The sequence below is a fragment of the Bosea sp. PAMC 26642 genome (assembly GCF_001562255.1).
Lineage (GTDB): Bacteria > Pseudomonadota > Alphaproteobacteria > Rhizobiales > Beijerinckiaceae > Allobosea.
This window is the reverse complement of the sequence record NZ_CP014301.1, coordinates 3,601,090-3,622,544: the sequence shown is the minus strand read 5'-3', so window position 1 is coordinate 3,622,544 and position 21,455 is coordinate 3,601,090. Positions and strand designations below refer to the sequence as shown.

At 68.0% G+C, this 21,455-nt stretch carries 22 protein-coding genes; 11 read left to right on the top strand and 11 right to left on the bottom strand.

Features of this window, described 5'->3' with window-relative positions:
- Positions 1–42 precede the first annotated feature (42 nt).
- Positions 43–552 carry a TspO/MBR family protein gene (locus AXW83_RS17410; protein WP_066615461.1) on the top strand — a complete coding sequence of 170 codons (510 nt, stop codon included), beginning with the start codon at positions 43–45 and terminating at the stop codon, positions 550–552.
- A gap of 154 nt (positions 553–706) precedes the next feature.
- Here the strand turns inward: AXW83_RS17410 and AXW83_RS17405 are convergent, their stop codons facing one another.
- From AXW83_RS17405 to AXW83_RS17390, 4 genes are all read right to left on the bottom strand, one after another.
- Positions 707–2,053: an Nramp family divalent metal transporter gene (locus AXW83_RS17405; protein ID WP_066615460.1), complete on the bottom strand. Its 1,347-nt coding sequence runs from the start codon at positions 2,051–2,053 to the stop codon at positions 707–709.
- A 153-nt stretch (positions 2,054–2,206) separates the two neighbouring features.
- Positions 2,207–2,581, bottom strand: coding sequence for a response regulator (locus AXW83_RS17400; RefSeq protein WP_066615459.1), 375 nt, complete (start codon positions 2,579–2,581; stop codon positions 2,207–2,209).
- A 3-nt stretch (positions 2,582–2,584) separates the two neighbouring features.
- Entirely contained in the window at positions 2,585–3,145 is a 561-nt protein-coding gene (hpt, locus tag AXW83_RS17395) for a hypoxanthine phosphoribosyltransferase (RefSeq protein ID WP_066615457.1), read from the bottom strand.
- Positions 3,146–3,269: 124 nt separating this feature from the next.
- Entirely contained in the window at positions 3,270–4,055 is a 786-nt protein-coding gene (locus AXW83_RS17390; protein ID WP_066615455.1) for a DUF3426 domain-containing protein, read from the bottom strand.
- A 274-nt stretch (positions 4,056–4,329) separates the two neighbouring features.
- Here AXW83_RS17390 and AXW83_RS17385 point away from each other — a divergent pair, with 274 nt between their 5' ends.
- The 5 genes from AXW83_RS17385 (at position 4,330) to AXW83_RS17365 (ending at position 8,118) form a co-directional block, all read left to right on the top strand.
- Positions 4,330–4,953, top strand: a complete 624-nt coding sequence (locus AXW83_RS17385) for a cell division ATP-binding protein FtsE (protein ID WP_236841967.1) — start codon at positions 4,330–4,332, stop codon at positions 4,951–4,953.
- Positions 4,940–5,914 (top strand): cell division protein FtsX, encoded by a 975-nt coding sequence (locus AXW83_RS17380; RefSeq protein ID WP_335339323.1) that lies wholly within the window; start codon positions 4,940–4,942, stop codon positions 5,912–5,914. The genes AXW83_RS17385 and AXW83_RS17380 overlap by 14 nt, the downstream gene beginning before the upstream one ends.
- Positions 5,915–5,988: 74 nt before the next feature.
- Positions 5,989–6,792: a YdcF family protein gene (locus tag AXW83_RS17375; RefSeq protein ID WP_082767518.1), complete on the top strand. Its 804-nt coding sequence runs from the start codon at positions 5,989–5,991 to the stop codon at positions 6,790–6,792.
- Positions 6,793–6,804: 12 nt separating this feature from the next.
- A complete protein-coding gene (locus AXW83_RS17370) occupies positions 6,805–7,644 on the top strand; it encodes a lysophospholipid acyltransferase family protein (RefSeq protein WP_335339322.1) in 840 nt (279 codons plus the stop codon).
- A gap of 66 nt (positions 7,645–7,710) precedes the next feature.
- On the top strand, positions 7,711–8,118 hold the full coding sequence (locus AXW83_RS17365) for a hypothetical protein (RefSeq protein WP_082767202.1): 408 nt from the start codon (positions 7,711–7,713) through the stop codon (positions 8,116–8,118).
- 174 nt (positions 8,119–8,292) lie between these two features.
- Here the strand turns inward: AXW83_RS17365 and AXW83_RS17360 are convergent, their stop codons facing one another.
- Positions 8,293–8,856, bottom strand: coding sequence for a gamma-glutamylcyclotransferase (locus AXW83_RS17360; protein ID WP_066620676.1), 564 nt, complete (start codon positions 8,854–8,856; stop codon positions 8,293–8,295).
- 116 nt (positions 8,857–8,972) lie between these two features.
- Between AXW83_RS17360 and AXW83_RS17355 the strand changes: the two genes are divergently transcribed.
- A complete protein-coding gene (locus tag AXW83_RS17355) occupies positions 8,973–10,025 on the top strand; it encodes a DUF2125 domain-containing protein (protein WP_066615451.1) in 1,053 nt (350 codons plus the stop codon).
- A 215-nt stretch (positions 10,026–10,240) separates the two neighbouring features.
- On the opposite strand, the gene rpoH is transcribed toward AXW83_RS17355, so the two are convergent.
- From rpoH to hemC, 5 genes are all read right to left on the bottom strand, one after another.
- Entirely contained in the window at positions 10,241–11,137 is an 897-nt protein-coding gene (gene rpoH / locus AXW83_RS17350) for an RNA polymerase sigma factor RpoH (protein ID WP_066615450.1), read from the bottom strand.
- A gap of 213 nt (positions 11,138–11,350) precedes the next feature.
- A complete protein-coding gene (locus AXW83_RS17345; RefSeq protein WP_066615449.1) occupies positions 11,351–12,394 on the bottom strand; it encodes an RluA family pseudouridine synthase in 1,044 nt (347 codons plus the stop codon).
- A gap of 66 nt (positions 12,395–12,460) precedes the next feature.
- Positions 12,461–14,149 (bottom strand): heme biosynthesis protein HemY, encoded by a 1,689-nt coding sequence (locus tag AXW83_RS17340; RefSeq protein WP_156640154.1) that lies wholly within the window; start codon positions 14,147–14,149, stop codon positions 12,461–12,463.
- Positions 14,150–14,166: 17 nt separating this feature from the next.
- Positions 14,167–16,161, bottom strand: coding sequence for a uroporphyrinogen-III synthase (locus tag AXW83_RS17335; protein WP_168166114.1), 1,995 nt, complete (start codon positions 16,159–16,161; stop codon positions 14,167–14,169).
- Between the two features lie 52 nt (positions 16,162–16,213).
- A complete protein-coding gene (gene hemC, locus AXW83_RS17330; protein WP_066615445.1) occupies positions 16,214–17,164 on the bottom strand; it encodes a hydroxymethylbilane synthase in 951 nt (316 codons plus the stop codon).
- 172 nt (positions 17,165–17,336) lie between these two features.
- Between hemC and tsaD the strand changes: the two genes are divergently transcribed.
- The 4 genes from tsaD to AXW83_RS17310 are packed head-to-tail and all read left to right on the top strand — an operon-like array spanning position 17,337 to position 20,144.
- A complete protein-coding gene (gene tsaD, locus AXW83_RS17325; RefSeq protein WP_066615443.1) occupies positions 17,337–18,380 on the top strand; it encodes a tRNA (adenosine(37)-N6)-threonylcarbamoyltransferase complex transferase subunit TsaD in 1,044 nt (347 codons plus the stop codon).
- Complete coding sequence (locus AXW83_RS17320; RefSeq protein WP_066615442.1) at positions 18,377–19,375, top strand: NAD(P)H-dependent glycerol-3-phosphate dehydrogenase; 999 nt, start codon at positions 18,377–18,379, stop codon at positions 19,373–19,375. Before tsaD ends, AXW83_RS17320 begins: the two co-directional genes overlap by 4 nt.
- A 12-nt stretch (positions 19,376–19,387) precedes the next feature.
- On the top strand, positions 19,388–19,726 hold the full coding sequence (locus AXW83_RS17315; protein WP_066615441.1) for a hypothetical protein: 339 nt from the start codon (positions 19,388–19,390) through the stop codon (positions 19,724–19,726).
- A 10-nt stretch (positions 19,727–19,736) separates the two neighbouring features.
- Entirely contained in the window at positions 19,737–20,144 is a 408-nt protein-coding gene (locus AXW83_RS17310; protein ID WP_066615440.1) for an EVE domain-containing protein, read from the top strand.
- 10 nt (positions 20,145–20,154) lie between these two features.
- Here the strand turns inward: AXW83_RS17310 and AXW83_RS17305 are convergent, their stop codons facing one another.
- Positions 20,155–21,282: a DUF2235 domain-containing protein gene (locus tag AXW83_RS17305; protein WP_082767517.1), complete on the bottom strand. Its 1,128-nt coding sequence runs from the start codon at positions 21,280–21,282 to the stop codon at positions 20,155–20,157.
- Positions 21,283–21,455 lie beyond the last annotated feature (173 nt).

Sequence of the window (21,455 nt, the reverse complement as noted above, 5' to 3'; positions counted from 1 at the left end):
TGCTGCCTTGCCTGAAACGCAGACACGCCCCATCTGGCCGGCATGAACACGCCACAAGTCCCTGCAGGTCCCGCGCCAAGGCCGTTCTGGGTCGATGCCCTGATCGCCGTGGTCCCGGTCGTCGCGGCCTCGCTGATCGGAAGTGCGGTCACGGTCCCGCAGATTCCGACCTGGTATCCGACGCTGGTCAAGCCGTTCTTCAACCCGCCGAACTGGTTGTTCGCGCCGGTCTGGACGACGCTGTTCGCGCTGATGGTCTATGGTGCCTTTCGCATCCTGCGGCTGCCGGCTGCGACTCCCGGGAAGGGCCGGGCGCTCGTCATCTATCATGCGCAGCTCGTACTGAACGTCGCATGGTCATGCGTCTTCTTCGGGCTCAACAGCCCCCTTGGCGGGGTCGCCGTGATCGTGCCCTTGTTGGCGATGATCCTGCTGATGATCGTCGTATTCCGACCGCTCGACCGGCTGGCCGGGGACCTGCAATGGCCTTATGTCGCCTGGGTCAGCTTCGCGACGCTGCTGAACATCTCGATCTGGTGGCTCAACCGCTGAAATCATTTGCGAACCCGCCGGAGCGGCCGTCTGACGCGGCTTTCTGTGCTTCCGGTGCTCACGGACGATAAGTCCGCTCCGCTCCGGTTCTCGAAAACCACGCCAGCCTGCTCACTCCAGCGGCTTCTCAAACGATTTCAGGCGCCGCTCCGCCTCAGCCGAAGGCGGTGTCGTAGAGCAGCTTGGCGTTCAGCGCGATGATGATCGCGGCGATGATTGCGGCCGATATGGTGAGCCAGCGCGGGGCGACGAGCGCTCCCATCTTGCCGCGCGAGGCAGTGAACATCACCAGCGGGACGATCGCGAAGGGCAGCTGGAAGCTGAGGATCACCTGCGACAGGATCAGCAGCTTGCCGGTCTGGCTCTCGCCATAGATCAGCGTGACCACGATGGCGGGGATGATCGCGACGAGCCGCGTCACCAGCCGGCGCAGCCAGGCCGCCAGCTTCAGGTCGATGAAGCCTTCCATGACGATCTGCCCGGCCATGGTCGCGGTGACCGTCGAGTTCAGGCCGCAGCAGAGCAGGGCGATGGCGAAGAGCGACGGGGCGATCGAGGCGCCGAGCAGCGGCGCGAGCAGTTCGTGGGCGCGGCCAAGTTCGGCGACGTCGGTCTGGCCGGTCTTGTGGAACGTGGCGGCCGCCAGGATCAGGATCGCGGCATTGATCGTCAGCGCGAACATCAGCGCGACGGTCGAGTCGATCGTGGCGTATTTCAGCGCCTCGCGCTTCTCGGGAACGCTCTCTCCATAAGCCCTCGTCTGGACGATGCCGGAGTGCAGATAGAGGTTATGCGGCATCACGGTCGCGCCGATGATGCCGAGCGCGATGAACAGCATGTTGGGATTGGTGACGATGTCGGTCGTCGGGGCGAAGCCGCGGATGACCTGGCCCCAATCCGGGCTGGCGAGCGCAATCTGGATGGCGAAGCATAGCGCGATCACGCCGGTCAGCGTGATGATGAAGGCCTCGATCTTGCGGAAGCCCTTGGTCTGCAGCCACAGGATGACGAAAACGTCGAGCGCCGTGATCATCACGCCGATTTCCAGCGGAATACCGAAGAGCAGGTTCAGGCCGATGGCGGTGCCGATGACCTCGGCGAGGTCGGTCGCGCAGATGGCGAGTTCGGCCAGGAGCCAGAGCGGCCATGACGCCCAGCGCGGATAGGCATCGCGGCAGGCCTGAGCGAGGTCGCGCCCGGTGGCGATCGCAAGCCGCGCACAGAGCGACTGCAGGATGATCGCCATGATGTTGGAGACGAGCGCGACGACGAGCAGCGTGTAGCCGAACTGCGCACCGCCAGCGAGCGAGGTCGCCCAGTTGCCCGGATCCATATAGCCGACCGCGACGAGATAGCCCGGTCCGACGAAGGTGAGGAACTTGCGCCAGGGCGTGTTGCTCGCCGCGACCGGGATCGAGCGGAAGACGTCGAGCAGCGACGGCTCGCCGCGCTGACGGGTCCAGCTCGCCTGCTTGGGTTCCGTTGCCACCTCGGTCGTCATATCCGGTCCTTACTGCAATTCGTTCGCAAGAGCAGGATTGCAGGTCGGGCGGTTGGCGTCAATGCTTTTGCAAATCGATTGCAATAAAAACGGATGGTCGCTCTGCTGCGGTCGCGATGACGGATGCGGCGCGACCGAAGCAGACCCCGGACTTCAGCCGATGGAGCGCTCGATCACATCGAGCACCGTCGCGCGCAGATCGGCGATGGTGAAGGGCTTGGTCATCACCTCGGAGACGATCGCTTCGAGGCTCCGGGCCCTCTCGCGCTGCTCGGCGTAGCCGGTCATCAGGATGATCGGCAGATCGGGGAAGGCCTGCTTGGCAGCGAGTGCCAGCGCGATACCGTCCATCAGCGGCATCCGGATATCGGTCAGCAGCAGATCGAAGCGGCCGTTCTCCGTGACCAAGATATCCAGCGCCTCGGCGCCGTCGGCTGCGGTGAGGCAGGTGTGGCCGTCCATGCCGAGCCCGCGCGCAACGAGCGTGCGCAGCGGCTCCTCATCATCGACCACGAGAATCCGCGACATGGCTCAGATCCCCGGCAGGCCGGCCTGGTCGGCTGTCTCGATGACGCCGACGAAAGGCAATTGCCGATAGGCATGGGCGACGTCCATGCCGTAGCCGACGACGAAGTAATCCGGGCAGGCGAAGCCGACATGATTGGCCTGGACGTTGACGGCCCGTTTGCCGGGCTTTTCCAGCAGCACCGCGGTCTTGACGCTAGCTGCGCCGCGCGCCGCGAGCAGATCCTTGGCGAAGGCGAGCGTGCGGCCGGATTCGAGGATGTCGTCGACGAGCAGCACCTGCCGACCGCGCACATCGCTCTGGACGTCGCGCAGGATCTCGACCTGGCCTGACGAGATCGTGGCACTGCGGTAGCTCGACAGGTGCACGAACTCGACCTGCGGTTCCATGCCGGCGCGGTGCATGGCACGGATCAGGTCGGCGACGAACATGAAGCTGCCCTTCAGCACCGCGACGACGAGCAGATCGCCGGGCGAGTCGAGCGCAATGGCGCGAGCCATCTCCTCGTTGCGCCTCGCGATGGTGGCTTCGTCGTAAAGCACCCTGATGCGCCGGGGCTCGGACATGGTCTCGGGTTTCCTTTCGGGCTTGGCCGGTCAGCCACGTTGTTTCGGTCTCGAATCGATCCGAGCCGGCTTCGCGCGATCATGTCGTCCGTCGGACGACGGGGCAAGGCGAAGCGCTCAGCGATCAGTGGCTGCCGGCTATACCGGTCGGCTTGGCCGAGGTGAAGCGGACCTGGACCGATTGCCCGTTCTCCGGCGGCGAGGCAAGGCGGGCGCGGAAGCGGACGAGTTCCGAAGGGTCGAGGCTCGGTCGCGGCGGATCGGTCGTCCAGGTGTAAAGCGTCTGGCCGCCGGCATCCTTCACCGCGACCTCGATCGGCGGCATCGCCGTGGGATTCCTGGCGATGTTGGTGACATCGCCTTCGACGACGAGGAAGCGGCCCTGGGCATCCTGGACGAGCCCGCTTTCGATCGCGGTCAGGCTCAGTCCGCGGACATTGACGGACAGTCCCAGGCGCTGGAACACGGATGCGAGCTGCGGGGCCGCCCGCACGGCCAGGTCGCGCTGCCAGACGAGGCCGCCAAAGACCGCCAGGCCCAGCGCCGTCACGGCCGCGGGAGCGGCGATCCCGCGGCCGCTCATCCCCCGCGGTTTGGCTGTGCCGGAGCGATCCTTCTTTCCCGCAGAACGTTTGCGGATGGGGAGCGGCGCTTGGTCAGGTTCGGGAGCCTCGATGCCCTGCATCTCGCTGGCGACCGCCGAAACCTCATCGTTGATGGACGCGGCCTGCTGCAGTTCCTCGCTCAGGAGCGCCTGTGTCTCCTCGGCGCTCGGAGGTGGCGGGAACTCCAGCGGCTCGACATGCCAGCGCGTGTCGCATTTGGCGCAGCGGACCGTACGCCCGGCCTGCCCCAGTTTGGACGCCTCGAGCTCGTATCGGCTGGCGCAGGATGGACAGACGATCAGCATGGCGGGGAGGGCTGGCTCCTTTGCGCATCCAGGCGGCAAGCCTGTCGGGCGCGCGGCTGCGGATCAAGCTTTCGCGCGGCCTGTCCCGGCCGCACGCGCCACTTGGCGGCAGTCATGGTTAACGTCTCGTGAAGACACTGTGCCTCATGGTCGCGATGACGTCGCCGGCTTTCCGCAACGGCCGGCGTAAGGTGTAGCATCGACGCGGCTTCGTGGGTTCGGTTTGAAGGGACGGGGAGTGGTTCGGTTCGAGAATGTCGGTCTGCGATATGGCATGGGTCCGGAGGTGCTGAAGGACATCAACTTCAGCATCGAGCCGCGCTCGTTCCAGTATCTCACCGGCCCGTCCGGCGCCGGCAAGACGACCCTGATCCGGCTTGTGCTGATGGCGCTCAAGCCGACACGCGGCCTCGTCAATCTGTTCGGACAGGACGTCGCGCGGCTCGACGCCGATACGCTGACCGCTTTTCGCCGCCGCATGGGGGTGGTCTTCCAGGATTTCCGGTTGCTCGACCACCTCACCCTTTACGAGAACGTCGCGCTGCCGCTGCGCGTCCTCGGCAAGGAGGAGGCGAGCTATCGCGCCGAGGTCGTCGAGCTGCTGCGCTGGGTCGGGCTGGGCGAGCGCATGCACGCCGTGCCGCCCGTGCTCTCTGGCGGTGAGAAGCAGCGGGCGGCGATCGCGCGGGCACTGATCGGCCGGCCGGAGCTGCTGCTCGCCGACGAGCCGACGGGCAATGTCGATCCCGGCCTCGGCAGGCGTTTGCTGCGGCTGTTTATGGAACTGCAGTCGCTGGGGACCGCGGTGGTGATCGCGACCCATGACCTGGCGCTGATGGAACTCTACGACGCGCCGCGCCTGGTTCTCGTCGACGGGCATCTGCATGTCGATGCATGACGGCGAAACCGACGAGCCGGAGCTCGAATTCGACAACGAGGAGCGCGGCCTGCCGGCCCATCTCAGCCGCGACCAGCCGCTGGTGCCGATCGATTCGGTGGCCGGGCGGGCGCTGATGGCGGTGATCGCGATCTTGACCTTCCTCGCGGCCCTGAGCGCGGGTGCCGCCGTGCTGGCGGCTCGGGCCTCGGAGCAATGGCGCGGCGCCGTCGCCAACGAGATGACGATCCAGATCCGCCCCGATACCCGCCGCAACATCGAGGCGGATGTCGCGCGGGCCGTTGCGATGGCGCAGGGCATCGACAGCATCGCTGAGGCCCGCGCCGTCCTCAAGGCCGAGTCGGATCGTCTGCTGGAGCCTTGGCTGGGGGCCGGCCTCGATCTCGTCGAGCTGCCGATCCCGCGGCTGATCGTACTCAAGCTGAAATCCGGTGTCGCTCCCGATCTCGCAGCCTTCAGCGCGGCGCTGCGGCGGGAGCTCCCCGGCGCCAGCCTCGACGATCACCGGCTCTGGGTCCGGCGGCTCTCGACCATGGCGCGCACGATCATCACGGCCGGCGTCGCGATCGTGCTGCTCGTATTGACGGCCGCTGCGCTGGCGGTCGCCTTCGCGACGCGCGGGGCGATGGCCGGCAGCCGCGACAGCGTCGAGGTGCTGCACCTCGTCGGCGCCGACGATGCCTTCATCGCGCGCGAATTCCAGAGCCGCTTCGTACGTCTTGGACTCAGGGGCGGGGCGGCGGGTGGCATGGCGGCGATCGTCGTCATCGCGCTCGTCGGATGGATCGCCTCGAGTTGGGGCGCGGCGCCGGAGGCAGAACAATTGCAGGCGCTGTTCGGGGCCTTCGAGATCGGCTGGGCCGGCTATGCCGCTGTCATTCTCGTGGCGTTGGTCGTCGCTGCGATCGCGGGACTCGTGTCGCGGTTTACCGTGCGGCACTATCTGAGGATGCTGGCTTGAGATTTCGGACGCGAAACGGCCGGTTTTGCCGCCATTGCGCCCGATTGCTCAGGTAATCTAGACAAGTCATGGTCATGATCGGCGCAGGAAACGAACATCTGGCGATCGCGAGAGCCGGGACTCCGGCCCGGGACGGAGGCGTGCGGCCGCTCTCGTCCTGGCTGCGATGGGGCAGGCGGATCGCACTCGCCCTGACGCTGGTGACGGGCACTGTGGTCCTGCTCGGCTATGTGCGCTTCGCCGGAGGGCTCGTCCTGCGCGAGCCTGTGGCGGTGCCGCGCACCGATGCGATCGTCGTCGTGACCGGTGGGTCACAGCGGGTCGGCGATGCGATCAGCCTGCTCGGTGCCGATCGCGGCTCGCGCCTGCTGATCAGCGGCGTCAACGAGAAGACCGGGCGCGATGAACTGGCCAAACTCAACCCCTCGGCGCGCGAACTGATGGCCTGCTGCGTCGATCTCGACTATCGGGCTCGCAATACCATCGGCAACGCGATCGAGGCGCGCCGCTGGGCGCGCAAGCACAAGTTCGGATCGCTGCTGCTGGTGACCTCGAACTATCACATGCCGCGAACCGCCGCCGAATTCGCCCATGCGATGCCCGGCGTCCGCATCGTGCCGCATCCGGTCGTGAGCGATCAGATCGATACCGCCGTCTGGTGGAACGAATGGCGCACCATCAAGGTCCTTGTTCCCGAATACCTGAAATATGCCGCGGCCCGCCTGCGCGGCCTGGTCGAAAGCGACCCTGAGACGTCGCGGCTGTCGATCATCATCGGGGGGCGCAAGCCGGTCTCGCCGAAGCCCGCCGAGACCATGGGTCCCGACAATGCCAAGCGCTCGCGGGCGCCCGCCGCCGGCAGCCCGAACGACGCCTGAAGCGGATTTTGGGTGCGGCTCGCGCTTGACGGCGCGGGCGCGGCGCGCTCTTTGCCCGCCATGCTGATCCTGCGCTCGCTCCTCTTCAACATCCTGTTCTATCTGAACCTCGCTCTATGGCTGGTGTTTGCCGCGTTTCCGGCGCTGCTGCTGCCGCGGCGATACCTGCTGGTGGTGACGCGCGGCTGGTCGCGCAGCACGCTTTGGCTGATGCGGGTGGTGGCCGGGATCAGTTGTGAGATCAAGGGCAGGGAACACGTCCCGACCGGTGGCGTGATGATCGCTTCCAAGCACCAGTCCTCCTGGGAAACCTTCGTTCTGGTGGCGCTGTTTCCCGAGCCGGTCTTCATCCTGAAGCGCGAACTGACCTGGGTTCCGTTCTTCGGCTGGTGCCTGATCAAGCTGGGGATGATCCCGGTCGATCGCGGCGGCCGCGCGCGGGCGCTGTCCCAGGTCACGCGCCGGGCCAAGGTCGAGGTCGGCCAGAAGGGCCGCCAGCTCCTGATCTTTCCGGAGGGGACACGCACGGCGCCCGGTGCGCCGCGGTCCTACAAGTTCGGCGTCGCCCATATCTATGGCGAACTCGGTGTGCCCTGCGTGCCGGTGGCGTTGAACTCCGGCCTGTACTGGCCGCGCCGGAAGTTCCTGCGCCGTCCGGGCACGATCCGCCTTGAGTTCCTGCCGGCGATCGCGCCGGGTCTGGGCAAGGCTGCTTTCCAGAAAATACTGGAGGAGCAGATCGAGACGGCCAGCGACCGCCTTTTGACACAGGGGCGGGTGGAACTTGCGCTGCTCGGGCTCGATCCGCTGGCAGAACCTGCTGACACGACGCGGCAGGAGCCCCGACCGTAAAGGCCTGAATCGGCTTGACAGGGGTCATGTTCGTTCTCATTTTGTTCTGAACAAAGGAGGAACGACATGGCTGCTCTCGCCTATCAGGATCGTGCCGACCAAAGCGAACTCGTCTTCGATGAACCCACCGTTCCGATGGCGCGCGAGATGCCGCTGCGCAGCACGGCGGGCTTGTTGTCCGAGCGACGCTTCACCGCCTGGCGCGGGCGCTCGGGCCGGCGCTACGTCGCCTCCATCTTCGCGGCGGGAGACGACCACGCGCTCGGCTTCACGGACGCGGTGCTGCTGGCGGTGGCGCCCGACCGGACGATCATCGCCGCGCGCGACAGCGGCCCCTTCGGCGTCGAGGCGGCGCTGACGCGCTGGCGCGGTGCGGTCAGGCAGGCCGGCGCCTGCGAAATCCATGTGCATCTATTGGCCGAGGACGGCATCAGCCGGCGGGCCGCGCTGCTGGACCTGATGCCGGAGGTCTGAGCGTTTGTGGCAATCGCGCTGATTCCATTCAAGCGCCCTCATTCCGGGCGCGGCGAGGCGGCGATCCGGACTTCATCGTAAGACGCAACGGTGCTCTATGATGGATTCCGGATCGGCTCCGCTGCGCGGCTCGTCCGGAATGACGGCGCGTTTGTGTGAAACGAAATGTGGCTCTCACAGATGCGGGTGCGGTTCGCCCAAGCCTGGCGCCAGCTTTTGTGCCAGTTCGGCCAGGACGGGATCGAAAATACCCATCTTGCGCAGATGCTCCTGCGTGCGCAGCACATAGTCCGGGTTCTCGCCTGAACTGCCGCGCCCGTGGCGGACGAGGTCGAGCACGGTTTCGGGCGGCAGACGTCCGGCATATTGCAGATGGCGCCGGTCGGCGACGTAGACCAGCGCCGCGACCTGCCTTCCGTCTTCGAGACGGACCTGCAGGTTGCGTTCGAGATAGACCGAGGTCGCCTGCTCGCGGGCGCGCAGATAGGCGATCGTTTCGTCGGCGTTGACGGCCGCGACGCGGAAGGCGAGGCCGCGGCAGATGCCGCCACGGTCGAGGCCGAGCACGAGGCCGGGCCGTTCTGGCGTGCCGCGATGGACATGCGAGAAGACGCAGAGCGCACGATGATAGCCGTGCAGCCTGGCTCCGACGCTCTCCTCGAAGGGAAATCCCGGCCGCCAGATCAGCGAGCCGTAGCCGAAGACCCAGAGATCGGGCGCGTCCGAGCCTGACGTCATCATCATCCCATAATTTGGCCGCGCTGGCCTGTTTGACAGCGCAGGCCGGCGCGCTGGCGCAATCTGCGAGCGGGAGCTAACAATCCGCCCGCCTTTCCGCAATGGATTCCCGCTGCATGACCGATATCGCCCCAACGCGCCGCCGCAGCCGCTTCTGGCTCTATGCGCCCTTTGTACTGCTGGCGCTGGGTGCCGCGGCCTGGGCGGGCTTCTGGTTCGTCGTTCAGGGTCGCGTCTCGACCGCGGTCGATGCAGGTCTGGCGCGCGAGGCGCAGCAGGGCCGGAACTGGACCTGCGGCGACCGCCGGATCGGAGGTTTTCCGTTTCGGATCGAGGTGCGTTGCGCCGCGCTTGCGCTGACCTCGACGCGCTGGGGCGAGGCAGTACGCGTGCAGACGGGGCCTGCCGTCGTCGTCGGGCAGATCTATACGCCGGGCCTGGTCATTGCCGAGATCACCGGCCCGTTGCAGGCGACCCTGCCGGAAGGCCGGACGCTCGATCTCGGCTGGCGCGGGCTCCAGGCCAGCCTTGTCCACGATGTCGGCGAACCCAACCGGCTCTCGATCGTCGCAACCGAGCCGACCGCGACGCTGACGGCGCCGGGGCAGGCCGGCGAGGGCTGGCGCGCGGCGCGGCTCGAAATGCATCTGCGCCGCAACCCGACGCTGCCGGCTGCCGACCAGGCCGTCGATCTGGCGATCGGCCTGAAGGGCTCGGCCCTGCCCGCTCTGGACAGCCTGCTCGGCATCGCGGAACCCGGGGATGTCGATATCGAGGCGACCGCCACTCAAACCGAGGCATTCAAGCTCGGCTTCAATCCCGATGCGCTCGAAAGCTGGCGCAATGGCGGCGGGCAACTGCAGCTGACCAAACTGGTCTCCGTCAAGGGTGCATCCCGCGTCGAGGCGACCGGCCAGTTCCTGCTCGACCAGACGCACCGCGTCTCAGGGCAGATCCAGGCCTCGCTTGCCGGCATCAAGCAGATCGCCGGCATTCCGGTCGGCGGCATCATGGGCAGCTTGGGAGGCCTGCTGGGCGGCCGGCTCAGCGCGCAGCCGCAGGGGTCCACACCCGGCCTGACGCCGCTGCCACCGATCGTGCTGCGCGAGGGGCGCGTCTATCTCGGGCCGATCCGGCTACCGCTGCAGCCGCTGGCGCCATTGTATTGAGCGCTTTTCGAGACATTCCGAAACCTTCCCGTCATCCCGGACAAGCCGCAAGGCGGCGCCGATCCGGGATCCATCATAGAGCGCCATCGTGCCTTACGATAGATCCCGGATCTCCGCTTCGCTGCGTCCTGGATGACGGGAAGCCATAAGGCACAAGCCAATATAAAAAGGAGCCTTGCGGCTCCTTTTCGGGATCAACTGGCGACAAACCAACGTCACGCCGCCGGCAAGGCCGCACGCGGGGCCTCGATCCGGGTCAGGGCCTTCTTGACGGCGTCCTGCACCTTCTCGAAGGCGCGGACCTCGATCTGGCGGACGCGTTCGCGGGAGACGCTGAACTCCTCGGAGAGCTGCTCGAGCGTGATCGGGTCCTCGGCCAGGCGGCGTGCCTCGAAGATCCGGCGCTCGCGCGGATTCAGCACGCTCAGCGCCTCGCGCAGGGCCGAATGCCGGTTGTCGCTCTCCTGCGAATCGGCGAAGCGCCGCTCCTGGCTCTCGCTGTCGTCGACCAGCCAATCCTGCCATTCGCCATCGCCATCCTCGCGCAGCGGCGTATTCAGCGAGGCGTCGCCGCTGAGGCGGCGGTTCATGTCGATGACGTCCTGCTCGTTGACGCCGAGCTTGGTCGCGATGGTCTTGACCTGCTCGGGGCGTAGATCGCCCTCGCCCAGCGCCGAGATCTTGCTCTTGGCCTTGCGCAGGTTGAAGAACAGCTTCTTCTGGTTGGCAGTCGTGCCCATCTTCACCAGCGACCAGGAGCGCAGGATATATTCCTGGATCGAGGCCTTGATCCACCACATCGCATAGGTCGCGAGGCGGAAGCCCTTGTCGGGCTCGAAGCGCTTGACCGCCTGCATCAGGCCGACATTGCCTTCCGACACGACCTCGCCGATCGGCAGGCCGTAACCGCGATAGCCCATGGCGATCTTGGCGACGAGGCGCAGATGCGACGTCACGAGCCGATGCGCCGCGTCGCGGTCGCCATGCTCGCGCCAGCTCTTGGCCAGCATGAATTCCTCGTTCGGTTCCAGCATCGGGAACTTACGAATCTCATCCAGATAGCGTGAAAGTCCGCCTTCGGCAGACATGACGGGCAGCGACGCAATCGCCATGCTCGTTCTCCTTCCGGGCCCCCGCATCGCGGCAAACCCACCGCGCGATCAACCATCGCGCAGGTTTCGGATCTCATGACCTAACCCAACGCCGCAACCATACTTAGGGTTCGGGTGGTCGATCACTTGCGGCGCCCCCTTGGCCATCCGCATCCGACACGCATTATATCCCAAGAGAGCTTGGCGGAAAGTGGGCAGAAAGGCCAGATCGGCTCACAGCCTCGCGAGCGCGACTTGCAGATTTGCAAATTCGACGGGCGGCTCGGATTCAAACAGCATTTCCTCGCCTGTGACGGGATGCTCGAAACCGAGCACAGCCGCATGCAGCGCCTGCCGCCCGAGCGCGGTCAGCGCGTCGCGCGCTGCCTCGGGCAGACGGCTGGCCTTGGTCGCGAAGCCTGAGCCGTAGAGTTGGTCGCCGAGCAGCGGATGGCCGAGATGGCTCATATGCACGCGAATCTGGTGGGTGCGGCCGGTCTCCAGCCGGCATTCGATCAGGCTGGCCAGGGCTTCCGTCTCCTCGCCTCCCTTGAGCAGGGGCGGATAACGCTCGATCACGGTGAAATGCGTGATCGCCTCGCGCCCGCGATCTTCGCCGACGACCATCATTTTTTCGCGGTTCTTGTTCGAGCGCTCGATCTGGGTCGTGATCGTGCCGTGCGGACGGCGCGGAAAGCTCCAGACGATCGCGAGATAGGCGCGCTGCAGCGGCCCGGTCCGGCCATGGTCGGCAAACTGCTTGGCGAGCTTCTGGTGCGCGCGATCGTTCTTGGCGACCACGAGCAGCCCGCTGGTGTCCTTGTCGAGCCGGTGGACGATGCCGGGCCGGCGGACGCCGCCGATCCCCGAGAGACTGTCGCCGCAATGGGCGATCAGGGCGTTGACCAGCGTGCCGTCCTCGTGGCCGCCGGCGGGGTGGACGACGAGGCCGGCCGGCTTGTCGATGACGATCAGGTGTTCGTCCTCGTAGACCACTGTCAGCGGGATGTCCTGCCCGACCGGGTCCGCAGGCTTGGCAGCGGGCATGATCAGAGCAAGCTCGTCGCCCTCGACGACCTTGCGGCTGCCATCGGTGAAGACGGCGCCGTTGAGGCTGACGCCGCCGTCCTTGACGACCTGCTGGAGGCGGGCGCGGGAAATGTCGGTGGCGAGCAAGGCCAGCGCCTTGTCGAGCCGCTGACCGGCCTCTTCCGCCGTCACCAGCAAGGTCACGCCCGCCAAAGGCGTGGTGTCGGGTTCGCTCGATGTGATCGTCATGAGCGACGCTATAAGGGGCGCGGCCGTGGCCCGCACGCCTTTTCGCAGAGCGGGCCTGCCGGAGCCTCAGCCGAAGATACGGAACTTCGCCTTTTTCTCCTGGTCGGCCGCAGCCGAATCGTCGGGGCCGGGGTCGTCGGGCGCATGGGCGACGGGGAAGATCACCGGGATGGGCCGATGGTCGCGCGGCGGCTGGGCCGGCTGTGAGGACACGGGCACGGGCTCAGTGGGAGCAGCCACGATCTTGGTCTCGGGCGGTTTGGCTGCAGGCGTTTCCACCATAGCGGGGTTCGGTTGCGGCTCGGCCTTGGCTTCGATGATCGCCGGCGGCGGGGCTGGCGGCGTGACGGCAACCTGGCTTTCCGGCTGTGCAGGCTCAGGCGTCGTCATCGGCTCGGCGCGGCCTTCGAGCAGAGGCGTCGAATCGTCGAGATCGGCTAGGACGTCGTCCATGGCAGGACCCTGGCTGCGCAGGGTCGCGGGCGGCACGGTCCAGACGAAGGCGTCGAGGCGGCCCGAAATCGGCGAGACCGGCATCCATGTGTCCGACACCAGCCCGTCGGCGACCCAGGCGGCGTCGCGCGGAGCGCGGGTGGCGCGGGCGAGCCATTCGCGGACGCGGCCGGCGGCGCCGTGCTCGGCCTCTTCCAGTTCGGCCATCAGCAGGCAGGCGCGCACCGAGGCGCCGCCCGCCAGCAGGGGCTTCAGGGCGGCGCGGGCCTTGGCGAAATCGCGGGCGTGGGTCGCCGCGCTCGCCAGTGCCAGCACGCCTTCGGGATCGGAGGGACGCAGCTTCGCCAGCGTCGTGGCGCGGGCCAGCCGATCCTGGGCGCTGTCGCCGGGGCGGACGTCGAGATAGGCGGCGGCGATGTCTGGATGCGAGACCTCCTTCCAGGCGGCCTCGAGAATCTTGACGGCCTTGCGGATATCGCCGCGCTCGGCCAGCATCCGGCCGGCGAGTGCGGCGGCAGGCGTCAGGCCGGGCGCCAGCTTGGCCGCTTCGAGTGCGGCTGCGAGCGCCTTTTCGGGCTCGCGCCCATGGGCTTCGAGGGCTTCCGCCGTCAGCAGGACCGCGCGCTGGCGCTTGGCCTCCGCCTTTTCTGCCAGCCGCAACGCGGCGCGGCGCTCGACGGCGGTGCGGGCCGCCTGCCAGTCGCCGGCGCCGGTGTGGAAATCGAGCAGGGCATCATTGGCCCAGGCGAGCGAGGGCGAGCGGCGCACGGCGTCGTCGGCAAAGGCGCGCGCGGCGACCATATCGCCACGGCGCCTAGCCTCGACGAACAGGCCGCGCAGACCGAGCACGCGGGTTTCGGGCTTGTCGAGCATCTGCTTGAAGGCGGCTTCGGCCCGGCCGCGATCGCCCGAGAGCTGGGCAGCCTGCGCCTCCAGCAGCAGGGTCAGCGGCTCGTTGCCGGCGAATTTGCGGGCGTCATGGGCGTGACGGCCGGCCGCGACGGGATCACCCGCGCCGATCGCGACCATGCCGCGCGAGACCGCCTCGAAGCCGCGCGCCCGGCGCCTGGCACGCGACGCGAAGCTGAAGGCGTTGGGCAGGCCGAAGACGAAGCGGATCGCAGCCCAGGCCAGCATCGCCAGCATGGCCAGCAGGACGACGCCGATGGCGGCGATCGCGACGCTGGTCTCGATGCGATAGCCCTGCCACAGCACCGCGACCTCGCCCGGCCGGTCGGCGAGCCAGACCGCGCCGGCCGCCAGGGCCGCCATGATGACGAGGTAGATCAGTACGCGAACCATGGATCCCAATCCCTTCGTCAGCCGGCCGCGCCGAGCGCAGCCACTGCATCCTGCGCGATTTTCGCAATAGCGGCTTCGGCCGCTGCGCGCTTCTGCAAGGCGGTTCCGAAATCGGCGCTGTTGCGGCGCGCCGGCTCGGGCAACTGGCCCCAGAGCCCCGCAGCCGCGACGATGTTGCCGTTGGCGACGGCGTTTTCGAGCCGGATCAGCAGGGTGCCGGGATCGTTGTCGGCGCTCTCTCCGACCGGCCTGATCGTGACGATGCGGCTGGCGAGCCCGAGAACACGGTCCTGCCAGCTGCTCGCGACCGGAGTCATCTCGCGGGCGAACATCGGGCGGTGGCCGCGGAATTGGGCGAGCAGAGCGTCACGTGTTGCGGCTCCGCTGCCGGCGACCGCGTTCAGGGCCGCGATCTGCTCGGCCGCGCCGCCGCCTTTGGCGAGCGCGGCGACATCGGCCGCGAAGGGCTGGCCCGAGGCGATGGCCGTCTGGACGCGCTCCGCCAGTACGATGCGAGCCGCGGCGAGCGCCTGCGGGCTGGGCGCTGCGGCGGTCCTGGCGAGCGTTTCGATGCTGCCGATCCGCGCCGTGGTCTGGTCGAGTCGCTCGCCGAGCGCGGTCGCGGCGGCCTCGGTGCGGCTCGCCTGCTCGCTGAGGCCGGTGATCGCGCCGGCATCGGGCGTCTGAGCCTGCCGGGTGGCGGCGATCTGGTTGATGCGTCCCGTCGCGGCCTGTGCATCGGCCGCGGCCTTGGTGGCGGCATCCGAGGCGGCGCCGGCCTTGCGGTCGAGCGTCGCAGCCGTGCTCTGCAGGCTGTCGATGCGGCTGCGCAAATCCGCGATCTGTGCGGGGCTGACGCCGGGCGTGCCGCTCATCGACAGCATCATGAGGCCGGCGCCGATGATGCCGCCGCCGAGCCCCGACAGCGCCAGAGCGGTCAAGGGCAAGGGGCGGCGCTCCTCGGGGGGAGGCGGCGTCGCAACGTCGTCGTCGCGATCGCCGTGGCTGGCGGCCTCAGGTGTCATGCTGTCGCCCGACGGGTATTCCCGCGGCAGCGCCTCGGTTGGAAGGACCGATTCCGGCGTTGCGCCGGTGGCCGGATCGGGCCGCTCGATCGGCTCCGACGGTGCCGGCTCCGTGGCTGCCGGCTCCTGCGCCGTGGTGTCCTGCGCCACCGCCTCGATGGTCGGGGGTGTGCGGCGCGAGCGTGTGCGCGGGATGGGCTTGTCGTCCGGCTCGCTCATCAGGTCTTTGTCCATGTCGCGGTTCGCAGGTGCGATGGCCTTCTCTCTACCATCCCCACTGCTGCGATTGCGAGCGGACACTTGGTCCAGCGCGGCAAACATCGCCGCCTCCTCGGGATGCTCGGCGACGAGCACGGTTTTCGCACCCGCCCTGATCAGCGGAGCGGCGGCCTCGGCGGAGATCGCGACATGCGTCAGCTCGAGAGCTTCGTCAGCAAGGTGGACCGCCTGCGTCAGCGACAGAAAGGTCTCGGCCCCGCGAGTCGAGTAGTGCAGCACGGCATCGACCTCGCCTTCGACCATCGCGACGGCGGCTGCCTTGGGCAGAATGCTCACGGCCTCGGCGGCATAGCTCGTCCAGAGCGCGACGTCGTAGCCTGCTTCCGCGAGGTGGTGCCGGACGTCATCGTGGCTGTCGCGTCCGGCGATCAGCAGCAGCCGTGCGGGTGTCGGCATATTGCCGCCGATCAGGTCGACCAACGCATGGCGGTCGCCATCGGCGCTGCGGGCGTCGCCGAAGCCGGTCTCCCGCACCTTCGCCGCCGTGCGGGCGCCGACCGTGAAGACCGGCAGTTCGCGCCAGCTAGCCGGTGCCTCGGCCAGAGCGGCGACGGCGTTGCCGCTCGTCAGGACCAGAGCCGCGAAAGGTCCGTCCGGCGACGTTTCCGGCACCCGCACGATCTCGAAGAGCGGTGCGATCACCGGCTCGTGGCCACGCGCGAGGATCGTCCCGGCGCTGCGCTCGGCATCGGCCTGGGGTCGGAGCACCAGGATTCGCATGCGATGTCCTTTCGTCTCGGCAGATGCCAAATCTTGCGGGCTAGGTGTAGATACCCCGGGGAGCCCGAACGCGCAGCGACCGCCCGAGTTCGGCACCCAACGCCGCCGCGTCGGCCACGGGGCCGCTGCAGGCATCCTCGGCTATGGCGGTGCCGTCGGGCGAGAGCAGCAGGCCGCGCAGATGGAAGCGCTCGCCGGAGACGGTGGCGTGGCCGGCGATCGGCGTGCGGCAGGAGCCGTCGAGCTCAGTCAGGAAGGCCCGCTCGGCGGCGAGCGCGATGCCGGTGTCACGGCACAGGATCGGCGCCAGCGCTTCGCTCGATCCTTCGTCGCCTTCGCGGATGACGATCGCGATCGCACCCTGGCCGACGGCCGGCAGGCATTCGTCCAGCGGCAGCAGGGCGCTGATGCGGTCGGCGAGGCCTAGTCGCTTCAGGCCGGCAAAAGCGAGCAGGGTCGCGTCGATCTCGCCGCGCGCCACCTTGTCGAGCCTGGTGCCGACATTGCCGCGCAGCAGGACGATCTCGATATCGGGTCTCGCCCGCCGCAGGATCGCCTGGCGGCGCAGCGAGGCCGAGCCGACGATCGCGCCCCGGCGCAGCCCGGCGATGGAGGTCGCATCGCGCGCGATCAGCGCGTCGCGGACATCCTCGCGCGGCATATAGCCGGCGATGACGAGGCCGGCCGGCAGCGCGGTCGGCAGGTCCTTGGCCGAATGAATGGCGAAGTCGATACGGCCTTCAAGCTGCGCTGCATCGATCTCCTTGGTGAACAAACCCTTGCCGCCGGCCTCCGACAGGGGCCGGTCCTGGATGGAATCGCCCGTCGTCCTGATGACATCCACCGCGAGCTCATCGCTAGCCCAGCCATGGGCCTCGCTCATGCGGCCGGCAAATTCATGGGCCTGGGCGAGCGCCAGCGGACTGCCGCGCGTCCCGATGACGAAGCTGCCGGCAGGCCGGAGCGGAGGCGAATCGGCTGTCTGGGTCATGTAGGACTGTGTCTTCCTCCGATTCGGCCGGTTTTCCCGGCCGCGTGGCGGCCAAGGGGTTCTTGGCCCAACGCTCTTGGCCTTCTGCTTCGCCGCGCACTATACGAGGGATCTGCCGGCTGCAAACCGCCGACCCTTCCGCCTGACCACGTCCCGGAGCCTCACACCGATCATGCGCGTTCTGGGGATAGAGACGACTTGTGACGAGACCGCGGCTGCCATCGTCGGCATCGAGCGCTCGGGCGAGACGACGATCCTGTCCAACGAGGTGCTGAGCCAGATCGCCGCCCACGCGGCCTATGGCGGGGTCGTTCCCGAGATCGCGGCGCGCGCCCATGTCGAGGCGATCGACCGGATCGTCGTGCGGGCCTTCGAGCGGGCAGGCATGAAGCCGTCCGATGTCGATGCGATCGCCGCCGCCGCCGGGCCGGGCCTCGTGGGCGGGGTCATGGTAGGGCTGACCACGGGCAAGGCGATCGCGCTGGTGACGGGCAAACCTTTCATCGCGATCAACCATCTCGAAGCCCATGCGCTGACCGCGCGGCTGACCGACAACCTGTCCTTCCCCTATCTGCTGCTGCTGGTATCGGGCGGCCATACGCAACTGCTCGCCGTGCGCGGTGTCGGCGATTATCTCAAGCTCGGCGGCACGATCGACGATGCAGTCGGCGAGGCCTTCGACAAGATCGCGAAGATGCTTGGCCTGCCCTATCCCGGCGGGCCTTCGGTCGAGCGCGAGGCCGAGAAGGGCGATTCCGAGCGCTTCGATTTCCCGCGCCCGATGAGCGGGCGGCCCAATCCGGACTTCTCGCTGTCGGGTCTCAAGACGGCGGTGCGGCTTGTCGCGGAGAGGATAGCGCCGCTGTCGGATCGCGATGTCGCAGATCTTTGCGCCTCGTTCCAGGCTGCGGTCGTGGATGTCCTGGTCGATCGGACGCGGGCGGGGCTGCGGGCCTGCCGGACAGCCGGCATCATGCCGACGGCGCTGGTCGTGGCCGGCGGCGTCGCCGCCAACCAGCCTATCCGGCGGGGCCTGCAACGGCTCGCGACCGAGGCCGGGCTGCCGCTGGCAGCGCCTCCGCTGGCGCTGTGCGGCGACAATGGCGCGATGATCGCCTGGGCCGGAATCGAGCGGCTGCGGCTCGGCATGATCGACGATATGAGCGCGATTGCCCGGCCGCGCTGGCCGCTGGATGAGCTCAGGCCGAAGGAATGAGCGCCACGATGGATTTCGGCACGATAGGCGTCCTCGGCGGCGGGGCCTATGGCACTGCGCTCGCTGTGGCCGCTGCGCGGGCCGGACGAAAGGTGCTGTTCTGGGCGCGCGACGCGGAGATCGTGGCCGCGATCGACGCGACGCGTCGGACGCCGCATCTGCCCGGCATCGCGCTGCCGGAGGCGATCGCGGCGACGACATCGCTCAATGCGCTGGGCGAGGCGGATGCGCTGCTCGTCGCCGTGCCGACGCAGAGCCTGCGGCAGGTCTGCGAGCTATCGGCGCAGGCGCTGCCTGCCGGGCGCCCGGTGGTTTCGGCCGCCAAGGGCATCGAGCGGGCGACGGGGCTTTTCTCCACGCAGGTCATCGCGCAGGCATGGCCCGGTTCGCCGCCCGCGATCCTGTCGGGCCCGAGTTTCGCCGACGACATCGGCCGCGGCCTGCCGACGGCGGTGACGCTGGCGGCACAAGATGGCAATCTCGCCCGGGCGCTCGCCGAGGCGCTGAGTTCGCCGGCCTTCCGCATCTATCACAGCGGCGATCCGCGCGGCGTCGAGATCGGCGGGGCAGCCAAGAACGTGCTCGCCATCGCAGCGGGCATCGCGATCGGCCTCGGCTATGGCGAAAGCGCGCGGGCGGCGCTGGTGGCGCGGGGTTTTTCCGAGCTGCGACGCTTCGGCGCGGCTTTCGGGGCCAGTTCCGAGACGCTGATGGGGCTTTCGGGGCTGGGCGATGTCGTGCTCAGCTGCGCCTCGCCGCAATCGCGCAACTTCTCGTTCGGGCTGGCGCTCGGGCAGGGCCGCCCCGTTGCGGAGGCGTCCGGCGGCAAGCTGGCGGAGGGCGCGTTCACCGCATCCGTGCTGGCGGAGATGGCGCAGGCGCAAGGGATCGAGATGCCGATTGCCGAGGCGGTGGCGGCGATCATCGCCGGGCGCAGCGGCGTGCGGGAGGCGGTGACCGGCTTGCTGGCGCGGCCGATCCGCGCCGAGATGTGAAGGAGGCGAGCGATGGCTGGCGACTGGTCCGACCTGACGAAGCGCGTGGCGCGCGGCATTGCCGAGGTCAAGAAGACGACGGGCTCCGAACTCGTGGCCGAGAGCCTGCCCGTGGCGCTGGCGGGGCGGGTGCCGGCGGGGCCGGTGATCCAGCTGCGCCGACGCCGGAGCGAGGATACGCATCGCTTCGTGCTGATCCTGCCCTTCGGCGAGGGCGAGGTCCGGGTCGAGCTCGATCCGCAGGACTATGCCGCGCTGACCCGCGAGATGGTGCGGTTCTGGAACGAGCAGGGGCAGGCGGCGTCGCGGCCTCCCCAGCCGCTTCCGGCTGATGACGAGACGAAGGAATAGGGGGACGACCATGGCTCACTGGCTGATCAAATCCGAACCGTCCAAATGGTCCTGGGACCAGCAGGTCGAGGCCGGCCCCAAGGGCACGCATTGGGACGGCGTGAAGAACCACACCGCCAAGCTCAACCTGATGGCTATGAAGCAGGGCGAGCAGGTCTTCTTCTACCATTCCAACGAGGGGCTCGAGGTCGTCGGCATCGTCGAGGTGATCAAGGAAGCCTATAACTGGATTCCGGGCGAGCCCTGGGTGCTGGTCGATTTCAAGGCGGTGAAGCCGCTGCCCAAGCCGGTCACGCTGGCGCAGGTCAAGGCCGAGCCGAAGCTGGCGAAGATGGCGCTGGTGACGTCGTTTCGGTTGTCGGTGCAGCCGGTGACGGACGCGGAATGGGCGCTCGTCTGCGAGATGGGCGGGCTCTGAGCGAGACCGGTCAGTAGTAATGCTGGAAGTCGGGGTGCTGCCTCATGGCGACGGGCCGATAGGGCCGTTCTTCGTCGAGGATCGGCACTTTGGGCTCGCGAAAGCGCGGATCGACTTCGACGGATGGCTTTCCGGGGCTGCCGAAATAGGCATTCGTGACGAAGTTCTCCCGCGTGCCGGGCATCCACGGCAGGACGCCGCTCTGCAATTCGTCATGCTGAATGCCGCGATGGTCCGGGCGCAATTCGGCTACGAGCAGCGGATCGACGAGCAGAGGCGGGTCGATCATCGTGGCCGCGTCGAGCATCCATGTCAGGGTGATGTCCGACAGCCCCATGGCGAGGCCGTAGCCGCCGCCGATATCGGTGTGGACGCCTGAGAACCAGCGCTGCTCGATCTGTCTGGGCGGCGCCCCGCGCTCGTCCCAGATCTCCGGCTTGAAGGTCTTGCGGTTCTCGTCGATCGACAGCGCCTGGCGGCCATGGGCGACCTTGGGATTGAGCAGGTCGTTGTTGAAGCTGTGGCGGCCCGGCAGGAGGTCGCTGATGCCCTTGATGCCGAGCGCCTTCACGGTGTCCCATACGCCGATGAAATGGGGCGGAAGCTCCTGCGAGCCGTATTTCGTCCGGAAGGCTGCGGCTGCGGCCGCTCTCATCCCGGCATCCCGCTCCTGATAGACCTTGGTGACTGCCTCCTTAGCGATATCGCGGACGTCGCCGTGGATCTGTGCCTCGAATTCGTCCCAACGCTCAAGCTTGGGCAGCCCCGGCGGGATGCCGCAGAGCCCGAGCGCGCCGCCGAGACTGCGCACCGTGTAGGCGCCGCGGCTGAAGCCGAAAAGGTACACGGTATCGCCGGGCCGGTAGCTCAGCAGCAGCGCGGTGTAGCAGTCGACGATGTTGTCGGTGATGCCGTAGCCGGTGGCCTGGGCGAGCGCATCCTTCACCCGCCTGAACAGGCCGCGCGTTTCGCCGGCGTCGGGACTGGAGCCGAGACCGGGATCGTAGAAGCAGATCTGGCGTGGCGGATCGATCTCGCGCGTCGCCTTGAACAGCCGGTAGACATGGGTCCAGTTGATCGGATTGGCGCCGCCGGCCTGCCCGGTGCCGTCGGAGAAGATGCAGATGTTGCGAGCCATGGCCGCCTCCATGACCTGAAGCTCTAGCATGGACGGCCCGCAACCGGGGATTGAATGAGTTCGACTGCCGAGACAGGCCGGCGTCAGGGTCTAGCCCGAAAGTGCGAGGCGGAACGGCTTGTCGCGGCGCCCGCTCACCCTATGATGCGCGCAATTCGAAAGACGTGAGTCAC